The organism is Citrobacter sp. Cpo037, from assembly GCF_030332945.1.
In the GTDB taxonomy this organism is placed as follows: domain Bacteria; phylum Pseudomonadota; class Gammaproteobacteria; order Enterobacterales; family Enterobacteriaceae; genus Citrobacter; species Citrobacter portucalensis.
Genome location: NZ_JAOWGW010000040.1, coordinates 191416 through 209419 on the forward strand (window position 1 = coordinate 191416; position 18004 = coordinate 209419).

General features: G+C 52.1%; 15 protein-coding genes. 8 read left to right on the top strand and 7 right to left on the bottom strand.

Annotated features, from left to right (window positions below; genetic code table 11):
- Positions 1-87 precede the first annotated feature (87 nt).
- Positions 88-591 carry an RrF2 family transcriptional regulator gene (locus OGX94_RS04505; RefSeq protein WP_126956437.1) on the bottom strand — a complete coding sequence of 168 codons (504 nt, stop codon included), beginning with the start codon at positions 589-591 and terminating at the stop codon, positions 88-90.
- A 232-nt stretch (positions 592-823) separates the two neighbouring features.
- On the opposite strand from OGX94_RS04505, the gene OGX94_RS04510 reads away from it, so the two are divergent.
- Positions 824-2023, top strand: coding sequence for an NAD(P)/FAD-dependent oxidoreductase (locus OGX94_RS04510; RefSeq protein ID WP_257662199.1), 1200 nt, complete (start codon positions 824-826; stop codon positions 2021-2023).
- 256 nt (positions 2024-2279) lie between these two features.
- On the opposite strand, the gene rsmJ is transcribed toward OGX94_RS04510, so the two are convergent.
- Both rsmJ and prlC read right to left on the bottom strand, forming a co-directional pair.
- A complete protein-coding gene (gene rsmJ, locus OGX94_RS04515; RefSeq protein WP_003827462.1) occupies positions 2280-3029 on the bottom strand; it encodes a 16S rRNA (guanine(1516)-N(2))-methyltransferase RsmJ in 750 nt (249 codons plus the stop codon).
- 8 nt (positions 3030-3037) lie between these two features.
- Complete coding sequence (gene prlC / locus OGX94_RS04520; RefSeq protein ID WP_257662198.1) at positions 3038-5080, bottom strand: oligopeptidase A; 2043 nt, start codon at positions 5078-5080, stop codon at positions 3038-3040.
- A gap of 208 nt (positions 5081-5288) precedes the next feature.
- On the opposite strand from prlC, the gene OGX94_RS04525 reads away from it, so the two are divergent.
- Positions 5289-6131: a 23S rRNA (adenine(2030)-N(6))-methyltransferase RlmJ gene (locus tag OGX94_RS04525; protein ID WP_257662197.1), complete on the top strand. Its 843-nt coding sequence runs from the start codon at positions 5289-5291 to the stop codon at positions 6129-6131.
- A 104-nt stretch (positions 6132-6235) separates the two neighbouring features.
- On the top strand, positions 6236-7588 hold the full coding sequence (gene gorA / locus OGX94_RS04530) for a glutathione-disulfide reductase (protein WP_257662196.1): 1353 nt from the start codon (positions 6236-6238) through the stop codon (positions 7586-7588).
- Between the two features lie 42 nt (positions 7589-7630).
- On the opposite strand, the gene OGX94_RS04535 is transcribed toward gorA, so the two are convergent.
- Positions 7631-9025: a cytochrome-c peroxidase gene (locus tag OGX94_RS04535; protein WP_008786400.1), complete on the bottom strand. Its 1395-nt coding sequence runs from the start codon at positions 9023-9025 to the stop codon at positions 7631-7633.
- A gap of 426 nt (positions 9026-9451) precedes the next feature.
- Between OGX94_RS04535 and OGX94_RS04540 the strand changes: the two genes are divergently transcribed.
- Complete coding sequence (locus OGX94_RS04540; protein ID WP_257662195.1) at positions 9452-11101, top strand: alpha,alpha-trehalase; 1650 nt, start codon at positions 9452-9454, stop codon at positions 11099-11101.
- A 27-nt stretch (positions 11102-11128) separates the two neighbouring features.
- Here OGX94_RS04540 and OGX94_RS04545 read toward each other — a convergent pair whose 3' ends face one another.
- The gene (locus tag OGX94_RS04545) at positions 11129-12718 is read right to left on the bottom strand and encodes an STY4199 family HEPN domain-containing protein (protein ID WP_063941877.1); all 1590 of its coding nucleotides are present in this window, start codon (positions 12716-12718) and stop codon (positions 11129-11131) included.
- Between the two features lie 167 nt (positions 12719-12885).
- On the opposite strand from OGX94_RS04545, the gene OGX94_RS04550 reads away from it, so the two are divergent.
- Entirely contained in the window at positions 12886-13425 is a 540-nt protein-coding gene (locus OGX94_RS04550; protein ID WP_063941878.1) for a GNAT family N-acetyltransferase, read from the top strand.
- Between the two features lie 86 nt (positions 13426-13511).
- Positions 13512-13862, top strand: a complete 351-nt coding sequence (locus OGX94_RS04555) for a glycoside hydrolase family protein (protein WP_286568796.1) — start codon at positions 13512-13514, stop codon at positions 13860-13862.
- Between the two features lie 15 nt (positions 13863-13877).
- On the opposite strand, the gene OGX94_RS04560 is transcribed toward OGX94_RS04555, so the two are convergent.
- Both OGX94_RS04560 and OGX94_RS04565 read right to left on the bottom strand, forming a co-directional pair.
- Positions 13878-14483 (bottom strand): helix-turn-helix transcriptional regulator, encoded by a 606-nt coding sequence (locus OGX94_RS04560; protein ID WP_003827446.1) that lies wholly within the window; start codon positions 14481-14483, stop codon positions 13878-13880.
- 370 nt (positions 14484-14853) lie between these two features.
- Positions 14854-15612 (bottom strand): SDR family NAD(P)-dependent oxidoreductase, encoded by a 759-nt coding sequence (locus OGX94_RS04565; protein WP_286568798.1) that lies wholly within the window; start codon positions 15610-15612, stop codon positions 14854-14856.
- 119 nt (positions 15613-15731) lie between these two features.
- Between OGX94_RS04565 and OGX94_RS04570 the strand changes: the two genes are divergently transcribed.
- Positions 15732-16631 (top strand): LysR family transcriptional regulator, encoded by a 900-nt coding sequence (locus OGX94_RS04570; RefSeq protein ID WP_003827442.1) that lies wholly within the window; start codon positions 15732-15734, stop codon positions 16629-16631.
- 71 nt (positions 16632-16702) lie between these two features.
- Entirely contained in the window at positions 16703-17704 is a 1002-nt protein-coding gene (gene yhjD / locus OGX94_RS04575) for an inner membrane protein YhjD (RefSeq protein WP_063941879.1), read from the top strand.
- Positions 17705-18004 lie beyond the last annotated feature (300 nt).

Genomic DNA, 18004 nt, shown 5'->3' on the forward strand with positions numbered 1-18004 from the left:
CCTTCAGTGCCGGATGGCGGCTATTGCCCCTGTCCGGCCTACATTCAACATGCCCGGTCGCCTTGCGCTATCGGGTATTTTCACTCACTACCCTTTACGCGCGTCTATCCACTCCTGCACTTCCACCACAAAAGTGTCCGGCGCTTTGCGGTACATTTTGCGCGCCAAGTCCAGAATCGTATGCTGGCCGAGCGCTTCTTCCATTCGCTGCTGGGCCATGTCCATTACCGAACGCACGCCACAAATGCCTTCACAGGCCCACTCCGGTGGATGTTCCTCAAATATCGCCAGCCGCTGGCGAATTTCACGACACTCAAAGATGCGCTTATCGCCATCAATAGCATTCACCACATCCAGCACCGTGATGTGTTCAGCGGGTTTAGCTAACTGGAAACCGCCACCTTTGCCTTCAATGCTGCGCACCAGACCCGCTTTGGACAGACGGGTGAAAATTTTTGCCAGATAGTCATACGGTACGCTTTGCAGTTCGGCTATTTCCCGCACGCTCATATCCCGCGCGTCGCCCTTACTGTCGACCATACACATCAGGCTATGAATGCCGTACTCAACTCCCGAACTGTAGAATGCCATTCTCTTATCTCAGCCAAAATGAATCTGAGTTTATTGTAGCTTTTTCATCTCATTCATTCCAGACAGCAAAGTAATCCCTTTTCACAAAAGAACTTTAAATACATACTTATCAAACAGATAATCAAAAAACACTACCCTTTGTGGCAAAAAGGATCTCGATCGCATTGCAATTCTTAACTACGACAAATAAAATCCGAGTAAATAATTCGTAGTCACCAGTGAGAAAACCCCAATGCGTAAACAAATTCTGATCGTGGGCGCCGGCTTTGCCGGTATGTGGGCAGCATTAAGCGCCGCACGACTAGCGGATAAACATCAGCAGGCAATTGATATTACAGTAATTGCGCCACAGCCGGAGCTGCGTGTCCGCCCACGCTTTTATGAAAGCGCCGTTCATACGCTGGTCGCACCACTGCAACCGTTGTTTGACGTTACCGGCGTCAACTTCCTGCAAGGTCACGTCGAGCAAATCCTCCCGGACTCTAAAGAGGTGAGCTGGAAAGATGCCAACGGTGACACTCATCTGCGTCGCTATGACCGCCTGGTGCTCGCCAGCGGAAGTCATGTAAACCGCGACGCCGTCGCCGGTGCCGCCGAGCACGCGTTTGACCTCGACCAACTCGAAAGCGCCGCCGTACTGGAGCAGCACATTAAAGATCTGGCATTACAACCGGAAAGTGAGGCTCGCAATACCGTGGTGGTCTGTGGTGGTGGTTTCACCGGGATAGAGATGGCGCTGGAATTACCGGGTCGTTTGCGCGAAATATTGGGTGCTGATGCTAAGACCAGAGTTGTCGTAGTTGAACGCGGTGCTCAGCCAGGCGGACGCTGGAGCCAGGAATTACGTGACGTGATTATCGAAGCCTCTGCTGAACTGGGCGTCGAGTGGCTGGTCAATGCGGAAGTAGAGTGCGTAGATGCCTCCGGCGTCACGCTGAAAGATGGGCAGGTGATTGCCTCTCAGACGGTTATCTGGACCGTCGGCGTACAGGCTAATAACCTGACAGCACAGATTAACGCCCCGCGCGATCGCCAGGGCCGTCTGCATGTGAATACCAATCTGCAGGTTGTGGGTCACGATGATATCTACGCCACTGGCGATGTGGCCTATGCCGCCACCGACGACAAAGGCAACCATGCGTTAATGACCTGTCAGCACGCGATTTTGTTGGGTAAATTTGCCGGTAATAACGCTGCGGCGGACCTGTTAAACGTAACACCACTGCCATATCGTCAGGAAAACTACGTCACCTGCCTGGATCTTGGTGCCTGGGGTGCAGTGTATAGCGAAGGATGGGATCAGCAGGTGAAACTGACGCGCACAGAAGCGAAGAAGCTGAAGGTGTCGATTGTCAGCGAGCTGATTTACCCACCGAAAGCAGACCGAGCAGTAGCATTTGAGATTGCCGACCCGCTGGCACCGTTTGTTTAATGGATAATGCCAGATGCGGCTAACGCCTTATCCGGCCTACAAAGACACGCTGTCGTAGGCCTGATAAGCGCGGCGCATCAGGCAGCACAGCGCACCAAGCCGGGATGTGACCTACAAAGACACGCTGTCGTAGGCCTGATAAGCGCAGCGCATCAGGCAATTCAGCGCACCAAGCCAGGATGTGGCCTACAAAGACACGCTGTCGTAGGCCTGATAAGCGCAGCGCATCAGGCAGCACAGTGCACAGACCTACAAACTATGCTGTCCCAGCGTAGATATCAAACCGATGCCCTTTCGTCACAACCGCGTTCGGCGTGGCGACATCCGCCAGCGGCGGCGCGTAGTCTGGGCGCTTCACCACCACACGTTTGGTGGCCAACTGACGCGCAGGCTCCAGCAGCCCATCCGCATCTAAATCCGGCCCCACCAATGACTGAAACACCCGCATTTCTTTTTTCACCAGCGCGCTTTTCTGCTTATGTGGAAACATCGGATCGAGGTACACCACCTGCGGGCGCGGCGTGATATCGGTTAACGCCGTCAGACTCGACGCATGGATCAGCTGTAAACGTTCCTGCAGCCACGGACCGATTTCCGGGTCGGCATAGCCGCGCGCCAGGCCATCATCAAGCAGTGCCGCAACCACCGGATTACGTTCCAGCATTCGTACGCGGCAGCCTACCGAGGCCAGTACAAACGCATCGCGCCCCAGCCCAGCTGTCGCATCGACCACATCCGGCAGGTAATCGCCTTTAATGCCAACCGCCTTCGCCACCGCTTCACCGCGTCCACCGCCAAATTTGCGCCGATGGGCCATCGCACCGCCCACGAAATCCACGAAGATACCGCCGAGTTTGGGTTCATCACGTTTGCGCAGTTCCAGATGTTCCGGCGTCATCACCAGCGCCATCAGGTTATCTTCATCGTGTTCCAGTCCCCAGCGGGCGGCAAGAACAGATAAGGCGCCGTCTCCGGCGCCTGTTTCATCTACTAAGCAGATTTTCACGTGAATAATCAGCCTTTGATCCCGTAATGCTCCAGCATTGCATCCAGCTGCGGCTCGCGGCCACGGAAGCGCTTGAACAGTTCCATCGGCTCTTCAGAACCGCCACGGGTAAGGATATTATCGAGGAACGATTGTCCGGTCTGACGGTTGAAAATCCCTTCATCTTCGAAGCGAGAGAAGGCATCTGCCGCCAGTACGTCTGCCCACAGATAGCTGTAGTAACCCGCTGCGTAGCCACCAGCAAAAATATGGCTGAAGGCATGCGGGAAGCGGCCCCACGTTGGGCCCGGCACCACGGCGACCTGTTTTTTAATTTCCGCCAGCGTCTCGAGGATTTTAGCCCCTTGCTGCGGGTTAAACTCCGCGTGCAGACGGAAATCAAACAGACCGAACTCCAGTTGACGCAGAATAAACAGCGCTGCCTGGTAGTTTTTCGCCGCCAGCATTTTATCCAGCAGTTCCTTCGGCAGCGGTTCACCGGTCTCAAAGTGACCAGAGATAAACGCCAACGCTTCCGGCTCCCAACACCAGTTTTCCATAAACTGGCTCGGCAGTTCGACCGCATCCCATGGCACGCCGTTGATACCGGAAACGCCCGCGGTTTCGACACGGGTCAGCATATGGTGCAGACCGTGGCCGAACTCGTGGAACAGGGTGATCACTTCATCGTGGGTAAACAGCGCAGGTTTACCGTTCACCGGACGGTTAAAGTTACAGGTCAGGTAAGCGACCGGCTTTTGCAATGTGCCGTCTGTCTTACGCATCTGGCCGACACAGTCGTCCATCCACGCCCCACCGCGTTTGTGTTCACGGGCATACAGATCAAGATAGAAGCTGCCGCGCAGCTCGTTGTTTTCGTCGTACAGCTCGAAGAAACGAACTTCCGGATGCCAGACGTCAACATCGGTGCGCTCTTTGGCGGAGATGCCATAAATACGTTTAACCACTTCAAACAGACCGTTAACGGCTTTGTTTTCCGGGAAGTAAGGACGCAGCTGCTCGTCGCTGATGCTGTAGAGGTGCTGTTTTTGTTTCTCGCTGTAGTAAGCGATATCCCACGGCTGCAGCTCATCAACACCAAATTCCGCTTTCGCGAAGGCGTGCAGCTGAGCCAGTTCTTTCTCACCCTGCGGACGGGCACGTTTCGCCAGGTCGGTCAGGAAGTCGAGTACCTGCTGCGGGTTCTCCGCCATTTTGGTAGCCAGAGATTTAAAGGCGTAGCTCTCAAAGCCCAGCAGTTGTGCCAGTTCGTGGCGCAGCGCGAGGATCTCTTCCATTATCGGACTGTTGTCCCATTTGCCCGCGTTTGGCCCCTGGTCAGATGCGCGCGTGGAGTATGCACGATACATCTCTTCACGCAGCCCCTGGTTATCACAGTAGGTCATCACCGGCAGGTAGCTTGGGATATCCAGGGTTAACAGATAGCCTTCCTGCTCTTTGGCTTCAGCCTGCGCTTTTGCGGCGGCCAGCGCGCTTTCCGGCATCCCGGCAAGTTCCGCTTCGTCGGTCACCAGCTTGGTCCAGCCCATCGTAGCATCGAGGACGTTATTGCTGTACAGGTTGCCGAGCTCAGACAGGCGGGTGGCAATCTCACCATAGCGCTGCTGTTTTTCCTTCGGCAGACCAATACCAGAAAGCTCAAAATCGCGCAGCGCGTTATCAACCGCTTTTTTCTGTGCGGTATTCAGGGTGGCGTAATGATCGCCATCACGCAGGTCGCGGTACGCTTTGTACAGGCCTTCATGTTGTCCAACCCAGGTGCTGTATTCAGACAGCAGCGGCAGCGTTTGTTCGTAGGCTTCACGCAGTTCCGGGCTGTTTTTCACCGAGTTCAGGTGGCTAATCGGAGAGAAAATACGCCCCAACACATCGTCAACTTCCGCCAACGGCTGGCAGAGGTTTTCCCAGGTGTACGGCGCGCCCTGCGCAACCACTCGCTCAACATTTTCACGGCAATCGTTCAGCGCCTGAGTGACGGCAGGCACAACGTGCTCAGGCTGAATTTTAGAAAACGGCGGCAGTTCGAAGGGAGTCAGCAATGGATTGGTCATTAGCGCGGTCCTGTTGAAAAGAGTGAATGAAGCGCGTATCCGGCGCTGTGCATATTAATTTGTACAATGGGGTTAAGTGTAGAGGATTTCAATGCTAACCGTGACGGAAAGACGCCCGGTGGCGCTGCGCTTACCGGGCCTACGGGTAATCTGTGCCGATCTGCTGTAAACTGTGGCAAATCGTCATTTCAGCGGAATTTCATTACCCATGCTCAGTTATCGCCACAGTTATCACGCAGGCAACCACGCCGACGTCCTTAAACATACCGTTCAGAGCCTGATCATCGAGTCGCTCAAAGAGAAAGAAAAACCGTTTCTCTATCTGGACACCCATGCTGGCGCTGGCCGTTATCAGCTGAGCAGTGAGCATGCCGAACGTACCGGTGAATATCTGGAAGGGATCGCCCGCATCTGGCAGCAGGACGATTTGCCTGCAGAACTGGAACCCTACATTGGCGTGGTGCAACACTTCAACCGTAGCGGTCAGTTGCGCTACTACCCGGGCTCTCCGTTAATTGCTCGCCAGCTGCTGCGCGAACAGGACAGCCTGCAATTAACTGAACTGCACCCGAGCGACTTCCCTCTGCTGCGCAGCGAATTCCAGAAAGATGAGCGCACTCGCGTGGCCAAAGCCGATGGTTATCAGCAGCTGAAAGCAAAATTACCGCCGGTTTCCCGTCGAGGGTTGATCCTTATCGATCCACCCTACGAAATCAAAAGCGACTACCAGGCAGTAGTGACCGGTATTAACGAAGGCTACAAACGTTTCGCGACCGGCACCTATGCGTTGTGGTATCCAGTGGTTCTGCGCCAACAAATCAAGCGCATGATCCACGATCTCGAAGACACCGGCATCCGCAAAATTCTGCAAATTGAGTTGGCGGTGCGCCCGGACAGCGATCAGCGCGGCATGACGGCATCCGGCATGATTGTGATTAACCCACCGTGGAAGCTGGAGCAGCAGATGAACAACGTCCTGCCGTGGTTGCACAGCAAACTGGTTCCGACAGGAACCGGGCATACTTCCGTAAGCTGGATAGTGCCGGAGTAATCGCAGCCATCGGTGGAACCTTTTAATATCAGGTATACAATCGCGAATATTTTGGCGGATGGCGTAACGCTTCTCCGCCCTACAATGAACATAAAGGAGCGGTCATGACCAAGCACTATGATTACATCGCTATTGGCGGCGGCAGCGGCGGTATTGCCTCCATTAACCGTGCAGCAATGTACGGTCAAAAATGCGCACTGATTGAAGCCAAAGAGTTAGGCGGCACCTGCGTTAACGTTGGCTGCGTACCGAAGAAAGTGATGTGGCATGCCGCACAGGTCCGCGAAGCGATCCACATGTACGGTCCGGATTACGGTTTCGACACCACTATCAATAAGTTCGACTGGGATAAACTGATCGCCACGCGTACCGCTTATATCGATCGTATTCATACCTCGTACGACAACGTGCTGGGCAAAAATAATGTCGATGTGATCAAAGGCTTTGCGCGCTTTGTGGATGCCAAAACCATTGAAGTAAACGGTGAAACCATTACTGCCGATCATATTTTGATTGCCACCGGTGGTCGCCCGAGCCATCCGAACATTCCTGGCGTGGAATATGGTATTGATTCTAATGGTTTCTTTGAGCTGCCAGCGTTACCAGAACGCGTGGCTGTTGTTGGTGCAGGCTACATTGCCGTTGAGCTGGCTGGTGTGATTAACGGCCTGGGTGCCCAAACGCACCTGTTCGTACGCAAACACGCGCCGCTGCGTAGCTTTGATCCGATGATCGTCGAGACGTTGGTTGAGGTGATGAACGCCGAAGGCCCGACTCTGCATACTCACGCGATTCCAAAAGCGGTTGTTAAAAACGCTGACGGCAGCCTGACCCTGCAACTGGAAGATGGTCGTAGCGAAACGGTAGACTGCCTGATTTGGGCGATTGGTCGTGAGCCAGAAACGGACAACTTCAATCTGGCTGTTACCGGCGTGAAAACCAATGAAAAAGGCTACATCGTCGTTGATAAATTCCAGAACACCAGCGTGCCGGGTATTTATGCCGTCGGCGACAACACCGGTGCCGTTGAACTGACGCCGGTTGCCGTTGCCGCGGGCCGTCGCCTGTCCGAGCGTCTGTTTAACAACAAACCGGACGAACATCTGGACTACAGCAACATCCCGACCGTGGTCTTCAGCCACCCGCCAATTGGCACCGTGGGCCTGACCGAGCAGCAGGCTCGCGAACAGCACGGCGATGACCAGGTGAAAGTGTATAAATCATCATTTACCGCGATGTATACCGCTGTCACCTCACATCGTCAGCCGTGCCGCATGAAGCTGGTTTGCGTCGGTCCGGAAGAGAAAATTGTCGGTATTCACGGTATTGGTTTTGGAATGGATGAAATGCTGCAAGGCTTCGCGGTCGCGCTGAAAATGGGCGCAACCAAGAAAGACTTTGATAACACCGTTGCGATTCACCCAACGGCGGCAGAAGAATTCGTTACCATGCGTTAAGCAATAAATAAACCGGATGGTGCTTTGCCATCCGGTTTTCTCTTATTTACCCTGCATATATGGCGTATACACGCCGTTTAAGCTTTCGAGGAACGCCACGATATCGTCGATATCTTCCTGCGGCAGTTCTTTACCCACCTGATAACGCAGCATCAGTTTTACCGCACCATCGAGCGTAGGCACATCACCGCGATGGAAATAAGGCGCGGTCAGCGCAACGTTACGCAAGCCCGGGACTTTTTGACGCAGCTTGTCACGTAATTCATTAGTGACGTTCATGCGGCCAATATCTGCGGCAGTGACCTCACCGAAATTAAAGTCCTTTTTCAAACCCAATGGCTCAAATGAGCGCCCGCCTAAAATAATACCGCCATGACAGGTCGCACACTTATTATCTTTAAACAATTGATAGCCATGTTTCTGCTGAGCAGTTAACGCCGCTTCATCGCCGCGTAGCCATTTATCAAACGGCGAATTTGGCGTAATTAGCGTTTTCTCAAACTCAGCAATCGCATCGGTAATATTATCCCCGCTGAATCCCTGCGGATAAACCGCGATAAACTCTTGCTTCAATTGCGGATCTTTATCCAGTTTCTGGATAATTTCATCCCAGGATTTAGACGCCATTTCGATAGGGTTCAACGGCGGGCCGCCTGCCTGCGCCTGCAATGTTGGCGCACGACCATCCCAGAATTGTTCAACGTTGAAGACCGAGTTAAACACCGTCGGCGCATTAATCGGGCCAACGGCGCCGCCTACGCCGATCGACGTTTTCCGGCCATCCACGCCGCCTGCATTCAGGGCGTGGCAATGCGCGCAAGAAATCGTGCTGTCACCTGAAATACGCGGGTCGTGGTAAAGCGTAAAGCCAAGCGCTACTTTGCGGGCATCGGTTGGGATGCTTTCCGGTATCGGTTGTACCGGTTCATTACGATGCTGCGCGGCGGTATCGTTACTGGCGTAATACTGCTCACGCTGTTTCGCAATCCAGCCCAGGATCTCGGCTCGCTCCGTATCGCTGACCTTCCCGGCCCAGTGCAGCGCGGTATATCGCGTTGGCGGCATGGTGTCGTACTGCATCACCCACTCAATTTTATTCAGGTCGCTTTGCGAAACGGGTTTATCTGCGACCAGCGCCGCACGAACGGCTTCGAGATTGAATGATTTGTATCCCAGTTGAATATCATAATTCATCAACTGCTTAGCGACAGGAAAAGAAGAATAGAAAGGTAATTCAGCTGAAGGCGTGTGACAATAATCGCATCCTTTTTCGCGTAAAAATCCTAATACCTTATTATTTTCTTCCAGCGTAGAGGCCTGAACATCAGCCTGTTTGCTACGTTGATTATCGTGATACCACACATAACCGGATAATCCAAAATAACAAATCACGATGCCAGCTATGGCAATCGCGGTAAGACGGGTAATGATTTTCATTATTTTACCCTCACCGTTGTGAGTTATTGTAACCCAGAAAATTAGAATAATTAATGCACTGTCTTTGTCAGACCTGACCATCATAGGAAATGAGGGAATTACTATTTTGATAAGTATCAAGCAATTACATGGGGGAGAACTATCAATAGAATAGCCTGCGCCTATTATAGAGATAAGGCGTTACCTGTCTCTGTTCACACCTCGTTGCAATCGAATGCTCTGAAAATGGAATATATTCAGATTATGCAGAACTTTGAATTATCCATTATTTTCATTGGGATAGTCTGATTCTTTAAATTTTGCTCAGCATTAAAACGTGATCAACCGCACGCTTTACTCACCCGACACCGAAGCGAATGTCTACGCTTAACTGACGACCGGGCAATAGCCTTAATCTTTCAACGTCCATCGGAGGTCTTTCTCATTATGCTCAACCAGAAACTACCCCACGCCCCTTCTGAAGAAATGACGATCGACATCGATCTGCTTTATGAAATGGATCCGTGCGAGTTAAAGCTGGATGAAATGATTGAGGCGGAGCCTGAGCCGGAGATGATTGAAGGGCTCCCCGCTTCAGATGCGTTAACCCCTGCCGATCGTTATCTCGAACTGTTCGAACACGTCCAGTCATCCAAACTGTTTGCGGATAGTAAAACCTTCCCAGATTGTGCGCCCAAAATGGACCCGCTCGACATTTTAATTCGTTATCGCAAGGTTAAACGCCATCGGGACTTCGATCTGCGACGCTTCGTCGAGAACCATTTCTGGCTCCCGGAAACGCCCTCCAGCGAATACGTTTCTGACCCGGAAAGTTCGCTGAAAGAGCATATCGATCAACTGTGGCCGGTGCTGACGCGCGAGCCGCAGGATCACATTCCCTGGTCCTCGCTACTGGCGTTACCGCAGTCATACATTGTGCCAGGCGGGCGTTTTAGCGAAACCTACTACTGGGATTCCTACTTTACCATGCTGGGTCTGGCAGAGAGCGGCCGCGAAGATCTGCTGAAATGTATGGCAGATAACTTTGCCTGGATGATTGAAAACTATGGTCACATCCCGAACGGCAACCGCACTTACTATCTGAGTCGCTCACAGCCGCCGGTATTTGCGCTGATGGTGGAACTGTTTGAAGAGGATGGCGTACGCGGCGCGCGTCGTTACCTTGATCATCTAAAAATGGAGTACGCGTTCTGGATGGATGGCGCCGATTCCCTGGTACTCAACCAGGCCTACCGCCACGTGATCAGAATGTCTGACGGCTCTCTACTTAACCGCTATTGGGACGATCGTGATACGCCACGCGATGAATCATGGCTTGAAGACATCGAGACCGCCAAGCATTCGGGTCGCCCACCCAATGAAGTGTATCGGGATTTACGCGCGGGCGCGGCTTCTGGCTGGGATTATTCATCGCGCTGGCTACGCGACGCAGGCCGCCTTGCCAGCATACGCACCACGCAGTTCATCCCAATTGACCTGAACGCATTCCTCTACAAGCTGGAAAGCACTATTGCCAATATTTCCGCGCTAAAAGGTGACAAAGAAACGGAAGCACTGTTTCGCCAGAAAGCCAGCGATCGTCGTGATGCGGTAAACCGCTATCTCTGGGACGATGAAAACGGCTGCTATCGCGATTACGACTGGCGGCGCGAACAAATGGCCCTGTTCTCTGCCGCCAGTATTGTGCCGCTGTATGTCGGTATGGCAACACATGAACAAGCCGATCGGCTTGCTAACGCGGTTCGCAGTCGCCTGCTAACGCCCGGTGGCATTTTAGCCACGGAGCATGAAACCGGGGAACAATGGGATAAACCCAACGGCTGGGCGCCGCTGCAGTGGATGGCGATCCAGGGCTTCAAACTGTACGGTGACGACCATCTCGGGGATGAAATTGCCCGTAACTGGTTGAAAACGGTGAATCTCTTTTATCAGGAACACCACAAGCTTATCGAAAAATACCACATAGCCGACGCCGCGCCGCGCGAAGGCGGCGGCGGGGAATATCCGTTGCAGGACGGCTTTGGCTGGACCAATGGCGTGGTGCGCAGACTCATCGGTTTGTATGGCGAACCCTAGTGGCTGACGGTCTGAGTCATCAGGCTGTCAGTTAATTGCATCATACAGCTCGGCGTGAATTTTCTGCCATTTCTTGTTCTCAGGGCTTGGCTGGGCGCGAACACGCAGCTCGGCCTGCTCAAGATCATATTGCTGACGCGCAACGACCGCAGGCACGGAACAAAAACTTTGCAGATAACTTTTATGCAGCGAAGTGAGCGATGCCCCATTCGACATCGCATGGCTGAGCGTAGTCATAAACTGTCGGCATGGTTTGCTTTCATCCATCTGCGAAGGGTAACGCAGCAGCAGTCTCAACACCTCAGTATTGCCCGCCGAAAACGCCTGCTCCGTCCACGCCAGCTTCCAGTCCATCCCGCCCTGCAGAAAAAGTGACGTCACGCGGGTGTCATTGCGATCGATAGCCGCCCGCATGTTAAAGGCATCCCAGGTGATGCCCATTCGGGTCACCGCCTCCCGTGCGCTAGGGGCATCACGCCGTGGCTCCTCTTGTACGATTTCAACGGACTGTCCGGAAGACGCCTGTGGCGCCGGCGAAGTGAATAACCAGAACGCACCCAGCGAAATCGCCAGCACCATCACGCCGACCGCTACCCACAACATACCGGAAATCAGCTGTTCACGTTCTTCCGCCGTGCGCTTGGCCCGCTTTTCCGGCGGATCAATACTGTCTGCGATTTCATGCTTATCGCCTCCCGCTTGCTCGTCTTTTTGCTTTGCTGTTTCCCAAAACTGGCGGACCATGGCCTCATCAGATTCCAGATACGACGCAGGATTAATGCGCGTACGCCGTTCCTCAAATGCCCGTTGCACAGGATGAGTTATCTGTCGGTACTGGTAGTCCAGCAATATCAGTTGTACCGACGTCAGCGGCTGCTGCGCGATAACGCAGTTACGAGCCAGGCGGCAATCATCCAAAAACATGCGTAGCGTGATGCGCGGCTCAACAAATGACATGAGCACTGAAGTATCGTTAAAAATCTGCGTAAAGTGGCGAACGAATAATTTCTTATCGACGACCATCAGTGCCAGCTCGCTAAACATCATACCGTCCAGCGCATCTCGTCCTTCGCCCAACTTTAGCCAGCGACGCAGACGTTCACCACCAAAGTGCTGTTTCAGAAAGCTGTTGAGAGGATGTTGATCCGGCCATACCCGTGCAATCAGAGATTTGAGGGTTAATTCTATTGCGCGAAGTTGACGCTGCGCCCGCATCTGAGCATCCGGCTCCACAGGTGCAATTTCGGTTTGATACTTCAGGATGGGCTGTTGCTGGCGTAATTGTTCCAGAGAAGCCACAAAGCGCAGCGCTGAAATCAGCTGGTTTTCACTGACGTCCTGGCCATTTTCATATTGGGGTACACTCTGTTGAAGATGACGTAGCCGCAGAGTGAACTGGCTCAATTGCGCATCATTCATCTGCAACCGTCTGGCGACAGCCCCCCAGCCGCCCAGATTCAGTCGTGCCTGATCCAGCTGTTCGAGAAACCACCGCGGGTCTTTGCCTTCTGCGGCATGTACGCCTAGAAGCAGTAATATTTCTACCGACGCCTGGCGGATAATCCCCAGACAATGTTCAAAGGGTGTACATGTCGCTTGTAACGCGCTATTGGTCATCATCTTCCCTAAAAGGACCCAAAACGTGCGGCCTCACAATGGTATGTAATTATCTTTTTTAAACGCAACGTTGTGCCGATGTAGACTAGAACACATTCATATAGCAAATAAATAAGTTTTACAGTGACTTCCGCACAATCATTGAAAATTATTCTGGAGATAAGCCTGTGCCTGTACTGCAAACATCACGTCTGCTCTGCCGCCCACTGACAGAAAATGACTGGACGTTCTTCTTAACGCTACAGCAGAACCCAGATGTGATGCGTTTTGTCGCTGACGCACGTACTGAAGAGGAAGTACGGACAGCCTTCGACTCCCGCCTGCCTGAATGGTTTCCCGGCAGCCCGCACTGGCTATGTCTGCTCTTGTGCGATAAGACATCGGGAGCACCGCTTGGCGTGACCGGATACATTCAGGAGAACAATGAATGTGCCGAGGTTGGCTTTCTGCTCGCCCCAGAGGCGCAGGGTAAAGGTTATGGCGCTGAATCTCTGCATGCCGTGTGTGAATACGCCTTTGCCAGCGGTGGTCTGCGGCGACTGACCGCCTGTGTCACCGCAGGAAACGAAGCCTCACGGTGTCTGTTGGAAAAGGTCGGGTTCATTCATGAAGGCACGCTACGCGCAAGCTACTGGCTACATCAAACCTGGCACGATGACTGGATTTTTGGTCTGTTAAAACAGGAATATCAGCCGCCCAAGGCATAGGTCGTTTTGCGGTAAATACTGGCTGTCAGGCAACTAGCGTAACGGCGTGGTTTTTTTAGAATAGGTCTCTTTGCACAGAGATGATTATGCCGCTGCGTTCGACACATTTCACGCCCGCCTGTATCGCATTTATTAAGCAATGGCAGGGCCTGTCGCGGGAAAAGTATCAGGACAAAAAAGGCATCTGGGTCATTGGTTACGGGCACGAAATCTCCGCCAATGAATCCTTTGATACCCCAATTACGGTGATGCAGGCAGAAACATTGCTGCTCGCAGATATGAGTATCTGCGAGGCATTCATCCATAAGGAAATGACGCAAATAAAAGACAGGTTTCAGCTGGAAGCATTAATTACGTGGATATTCAGCGTGGGAATTACCCAATTTTGCGCTAAAAATATCTGGCCGGTGTCTATTTCACAGCCAGAAATATTCTGACTGTGAAATATGTTCCTAGTAAATGGTGTTGTTTAACATCATTGCCGCCTGCGTACGGTTTTTTACCTCCAGGCGCTGATACAACGACTCAAGATGGGCTTTTACCGTTCCGGTACTGATATTTAACAGTCGACCAATTTGTTTATTAGATTCTCCGGCGGCCAGCATGGTCAAAATCTCCCGCTGGCGCGCGCTGAGCAATCTGATATTTTGCCCACCGCTTTCGGTAGCGGTTATGCAGTCTCTGGGGATAAACATCATACCCATCGCGACGCTATTGAGGGCCAGCGTAAAGGTTTCCGCGTCAGAATCGCGCGGAACAATGGCCAGCACGTTCAGTTTAGTGACCTCTTGCAACCATTTTTTACGGCAGTCCGTTGCGGTCACCAGCACCTTCACCATCGCAAAGCGCTCTGCTATCTGTTGCAGCAAGCTACAGCAGAACTCAGCATCAAGGTCGCCATCCAATATAACTAATGCCTCGGGTTTATCTTCCAGCGTCAGCCAAAGTTCATCTGCCTGACTGACACCCTGAACATCCACTCCTGGAATACGTTGCTGCAAACTTACATTCATTCCATGAATAAATATTGACTGCCTGTCAAACATTACTACCTGCATTATTTATCTCCATCCGAATAGGATATTAGCCTTAACATGCGGAAGGGTATTACCCATAGGGTAAAATAAGAAGTCACCATTTGGCGGGGGCCATTTTACCGATAGACAGAGAAGAAAGAAGCAGAAGTTATGAATAGTTACAGCTCAACCCGAAGGATCATACAAAGGAACAAAAACAGGTTCGAAAACTAGGGAAAGTCTTAATATTCGATGCTCATGATAAGACAATGAATATTAATTAATATGATTTTATATTTTTAGCTAAAAATAAGATATCAACGACAATGGATAAATCTGTTACAAAATACAATCTAGCATTAAGTGCTTATTCAACGCATGCCGTGACCTGTTGAATAAGCACCTTATGGGTTTACAGGAACATTCCGCCGGATACCTCGATACGCTGTGCCGTCATCCAGGCCAGTTCATCGCTGAGCAGCGCAGCAATGGCGTCGCCAATATCATCAGGTAAACCAACGCGTCCCAGCGCCGTTTGCGATGCAATGTACGCATTCAATTGCGCATTATCCCGCACATTTCCGCCGCTAAAATCCGTTTCTATTGCGCCTGGCGCAATAATATTCGCCGTTATGCCGCGCTCTCCCAGCTCTTTTGCCTGATAACGGGTTAGCACTTCCATCGCACCTTTCATGGCTGCGTATGCGCTGTAACCCGGTAGCGCAAAGCGGGCAAGCCCGGTAGAGACATTGAGGATGCGACCACCTTTATTTATCAGCGGTAGCAGGCTCTGCGTCAGGAAAAAGGGCCCCTTAAAATGGATGTTCAAAAGTTGGTCAAATTGCGCTTCAGTAAATACCGGATACGGTGCGTTGATGCCGATTCCGGCATTGTTCAATAAATAATCAAACGCGTTACTTTGCCACTGCGTTTGTAACGTTCCCTGCACCTGTTGAACAAACTGAGGGAATGTAGAAATATCGCCGACATTTAACGGTAATGCCGCCGCTTTACCGCCAGATTGGCGTATTTCACCCACAACCTGCTGCGCTTCTTTTTCATTGCTGTTCCACGTCAGGATAATACCGATTCCTTTACTCGCCAGCTTCAGCGCCGCGTTTTTACCGAGTCCGCGGCCGCCGCCAGTCACCAATGCGATACGTTGCGTCATAAGAAACCTCATTTCAGGTGTTGTGAAGATTGAGACAAAGCTTATTAGGTGATAGAAGAACAATAAATACTGCTAACTGCGCATTACTGTTTCATTTAGAACAACAATAGGGCATGAGAATGGATAAAATTCACGCAATGCAGTTGTTCATCCGCGTCGCAGAACTGGAGAGCTTTTCGCGCGCCGCAGACACCCTCGGACTTCCTAAAGGTAGCGTATCGCGCCAGATCCAGGCTCTGGAAAATCATCTGGGCACGCAGTTGTTGCACCGCACCACCCGCCGCGTTCAGCTCACGCAAGACGGCATGATCTATTACGAACGCGCGAAAGATCTGTTGAGTAATCTGGATGAGCTGGATGGGCTGTTCCATCACGATCCGTCCAGCATCAGCGGCAAGCTGCGCGTTGATATGCCGGTCGGTGTAGCAAGAAACCTGGTGATGCCCCGCTTACCGAGCTTTTTGCATCAGTATCCGGGCCTGGAACTCGAACTCAGCAGCAGCGACCGCCTGGTGGATTTGATCCGCGAAGGTTTCGACTGTGTGGTACGCGTGGGCGCGCTGAAAGATTCAGGGCTGATTGCGCGTCCGCTGGGGAAACTCACGCAGATTAACTGCGCCAGCCCGCAATACCTCGCCCGCTTTGGTTATCCGGAAAATCTGGAGGATCTTGCCTCGCATGCGGTGGTGCACTACTCGGTCAATTTAGGAACGCGTGCGCAAGGTTTCGAAGTGGCGACAGAAAATGGCACGCAATGGGTTAAAACCGGCGGCATGCTAACGGTAAACAGTACCGAAACCTATCACGCGGCATGCCTTGCCGGTCTGGGCATTATTCAGGTGCCGCGCGTTGGCGTGCGTGATGCCCTGCGCGCCGGTACGCTGGTCGAAGTGTTGCCGCAATATCGCGCCGAGCCAATGCCAGTCTCTTTGCTTTATCCGCATCGGCGCAACCTCTCCCGCCGGGTACATCTGTTTATGGAATGGCTGACTGGTGTGATGAAAGACTATGTGGATTAGTCCATTTTTCAGGATGTGCCCCTGAGCAGGCTATAATGTCATGAGTGAACAAAATAAGGACAACCGATCGGATGACGCAGGAACAAGACGCAAAACACCCTACGCCAGAACATAAACCAGCCTCCGCCGAGCCGGAGAAAAACGCTAAAGCGAACCAGGCGCTGAAAACGGCTCTGACCTTCGCCGATAAAATTCAACGTCAGCCCATCATCGCCCATCTTATTCGTGCCGCAGAGCGGTTTAACGATCGTATGGGAAATCAGTTTGGTGCCGCCATTACCTACTTCTCGTTTCTGTCGATGATCCCAATCCTGATGGTGTCGTTTGCCGCCGCGGGTTTTATTCTCGCTTCGCACCCTACGCTGTTGCAGGATATCTTCAGCAAGATTTTGCTGAACGTCAGCGATCCGACGCTCGCTTCTACGCTGAAAAACACCATCAATACCGCAGTTCAGCAACGTACCACTGTAGGTCTGGTAGGGCTTGGCATCGCGCTCTATTCCGGCATTAACTGGATGGGGAACCTGCGCGAAGCGATTCGTGCCCAGTCGCGGGATGTTTGGGAACGTACGCCGCAGGATCAGGAAAAAATTTGGGTCAAATATCTGCGTGATTTTGTTTCCTTGATTGGCTTACTGGTTGCGCTGATTGTTACTCTGTCCATTACCTCTATCGCCGGTTCCGCCCAGCAGATGATTATCTCTGCGCTGTATCTCGACGGTATCGAATGGCTGAAGCCCGCCTGGCGGCTGATCGGCCTGACCATCTCTATTTTCGCCAACTACCTGCTGTTCTTCTGGATTTTCTGGCGGCTACCGCGTCACCGACCGCGTAAGAAAGCGCTCATACGCGGTACCTTTATCGCGGCACTAGGATTTGAAGTCATCAAAATGATCATGACGTATACGCTGCCATCACTGGTGCAGTCGCCGTCAGGCGCGGCATTTGGTTCCGTGCTTGGACTGATGGCGTTCTTCTACTTCTTCGCTCGTCTGACCCTGTTTTGCGCAGCCTGGATTGCCACAGCGGAATACAAAGACGACCCGCGTATGCCGGGGAAAACCCACCGCTAATTCATCATTTATGGCGGATGGCGCTACGCTGATCCGGCCTACGGGAGAGTTTTGTAGGCCGGATCAGCGTAGCCATCCGACAATTATAATGCCGCCTGCTCTCACTGATTTAGTGAATAAATCCAACCCGTAACTTTTATTTAACCAGAAACTGGTTTTATCATCCAAGTTTTAAATTGTGTGAAGCATTTCATGGAAGTGAAATCTCAAGCCTAAAAATTATCCCCTTTTTGCTCTATTTTTGACCGATCTCAAAGTTTGTTACAGATTGAAATGTCTCTTTTGCTGTGCGTAATATGA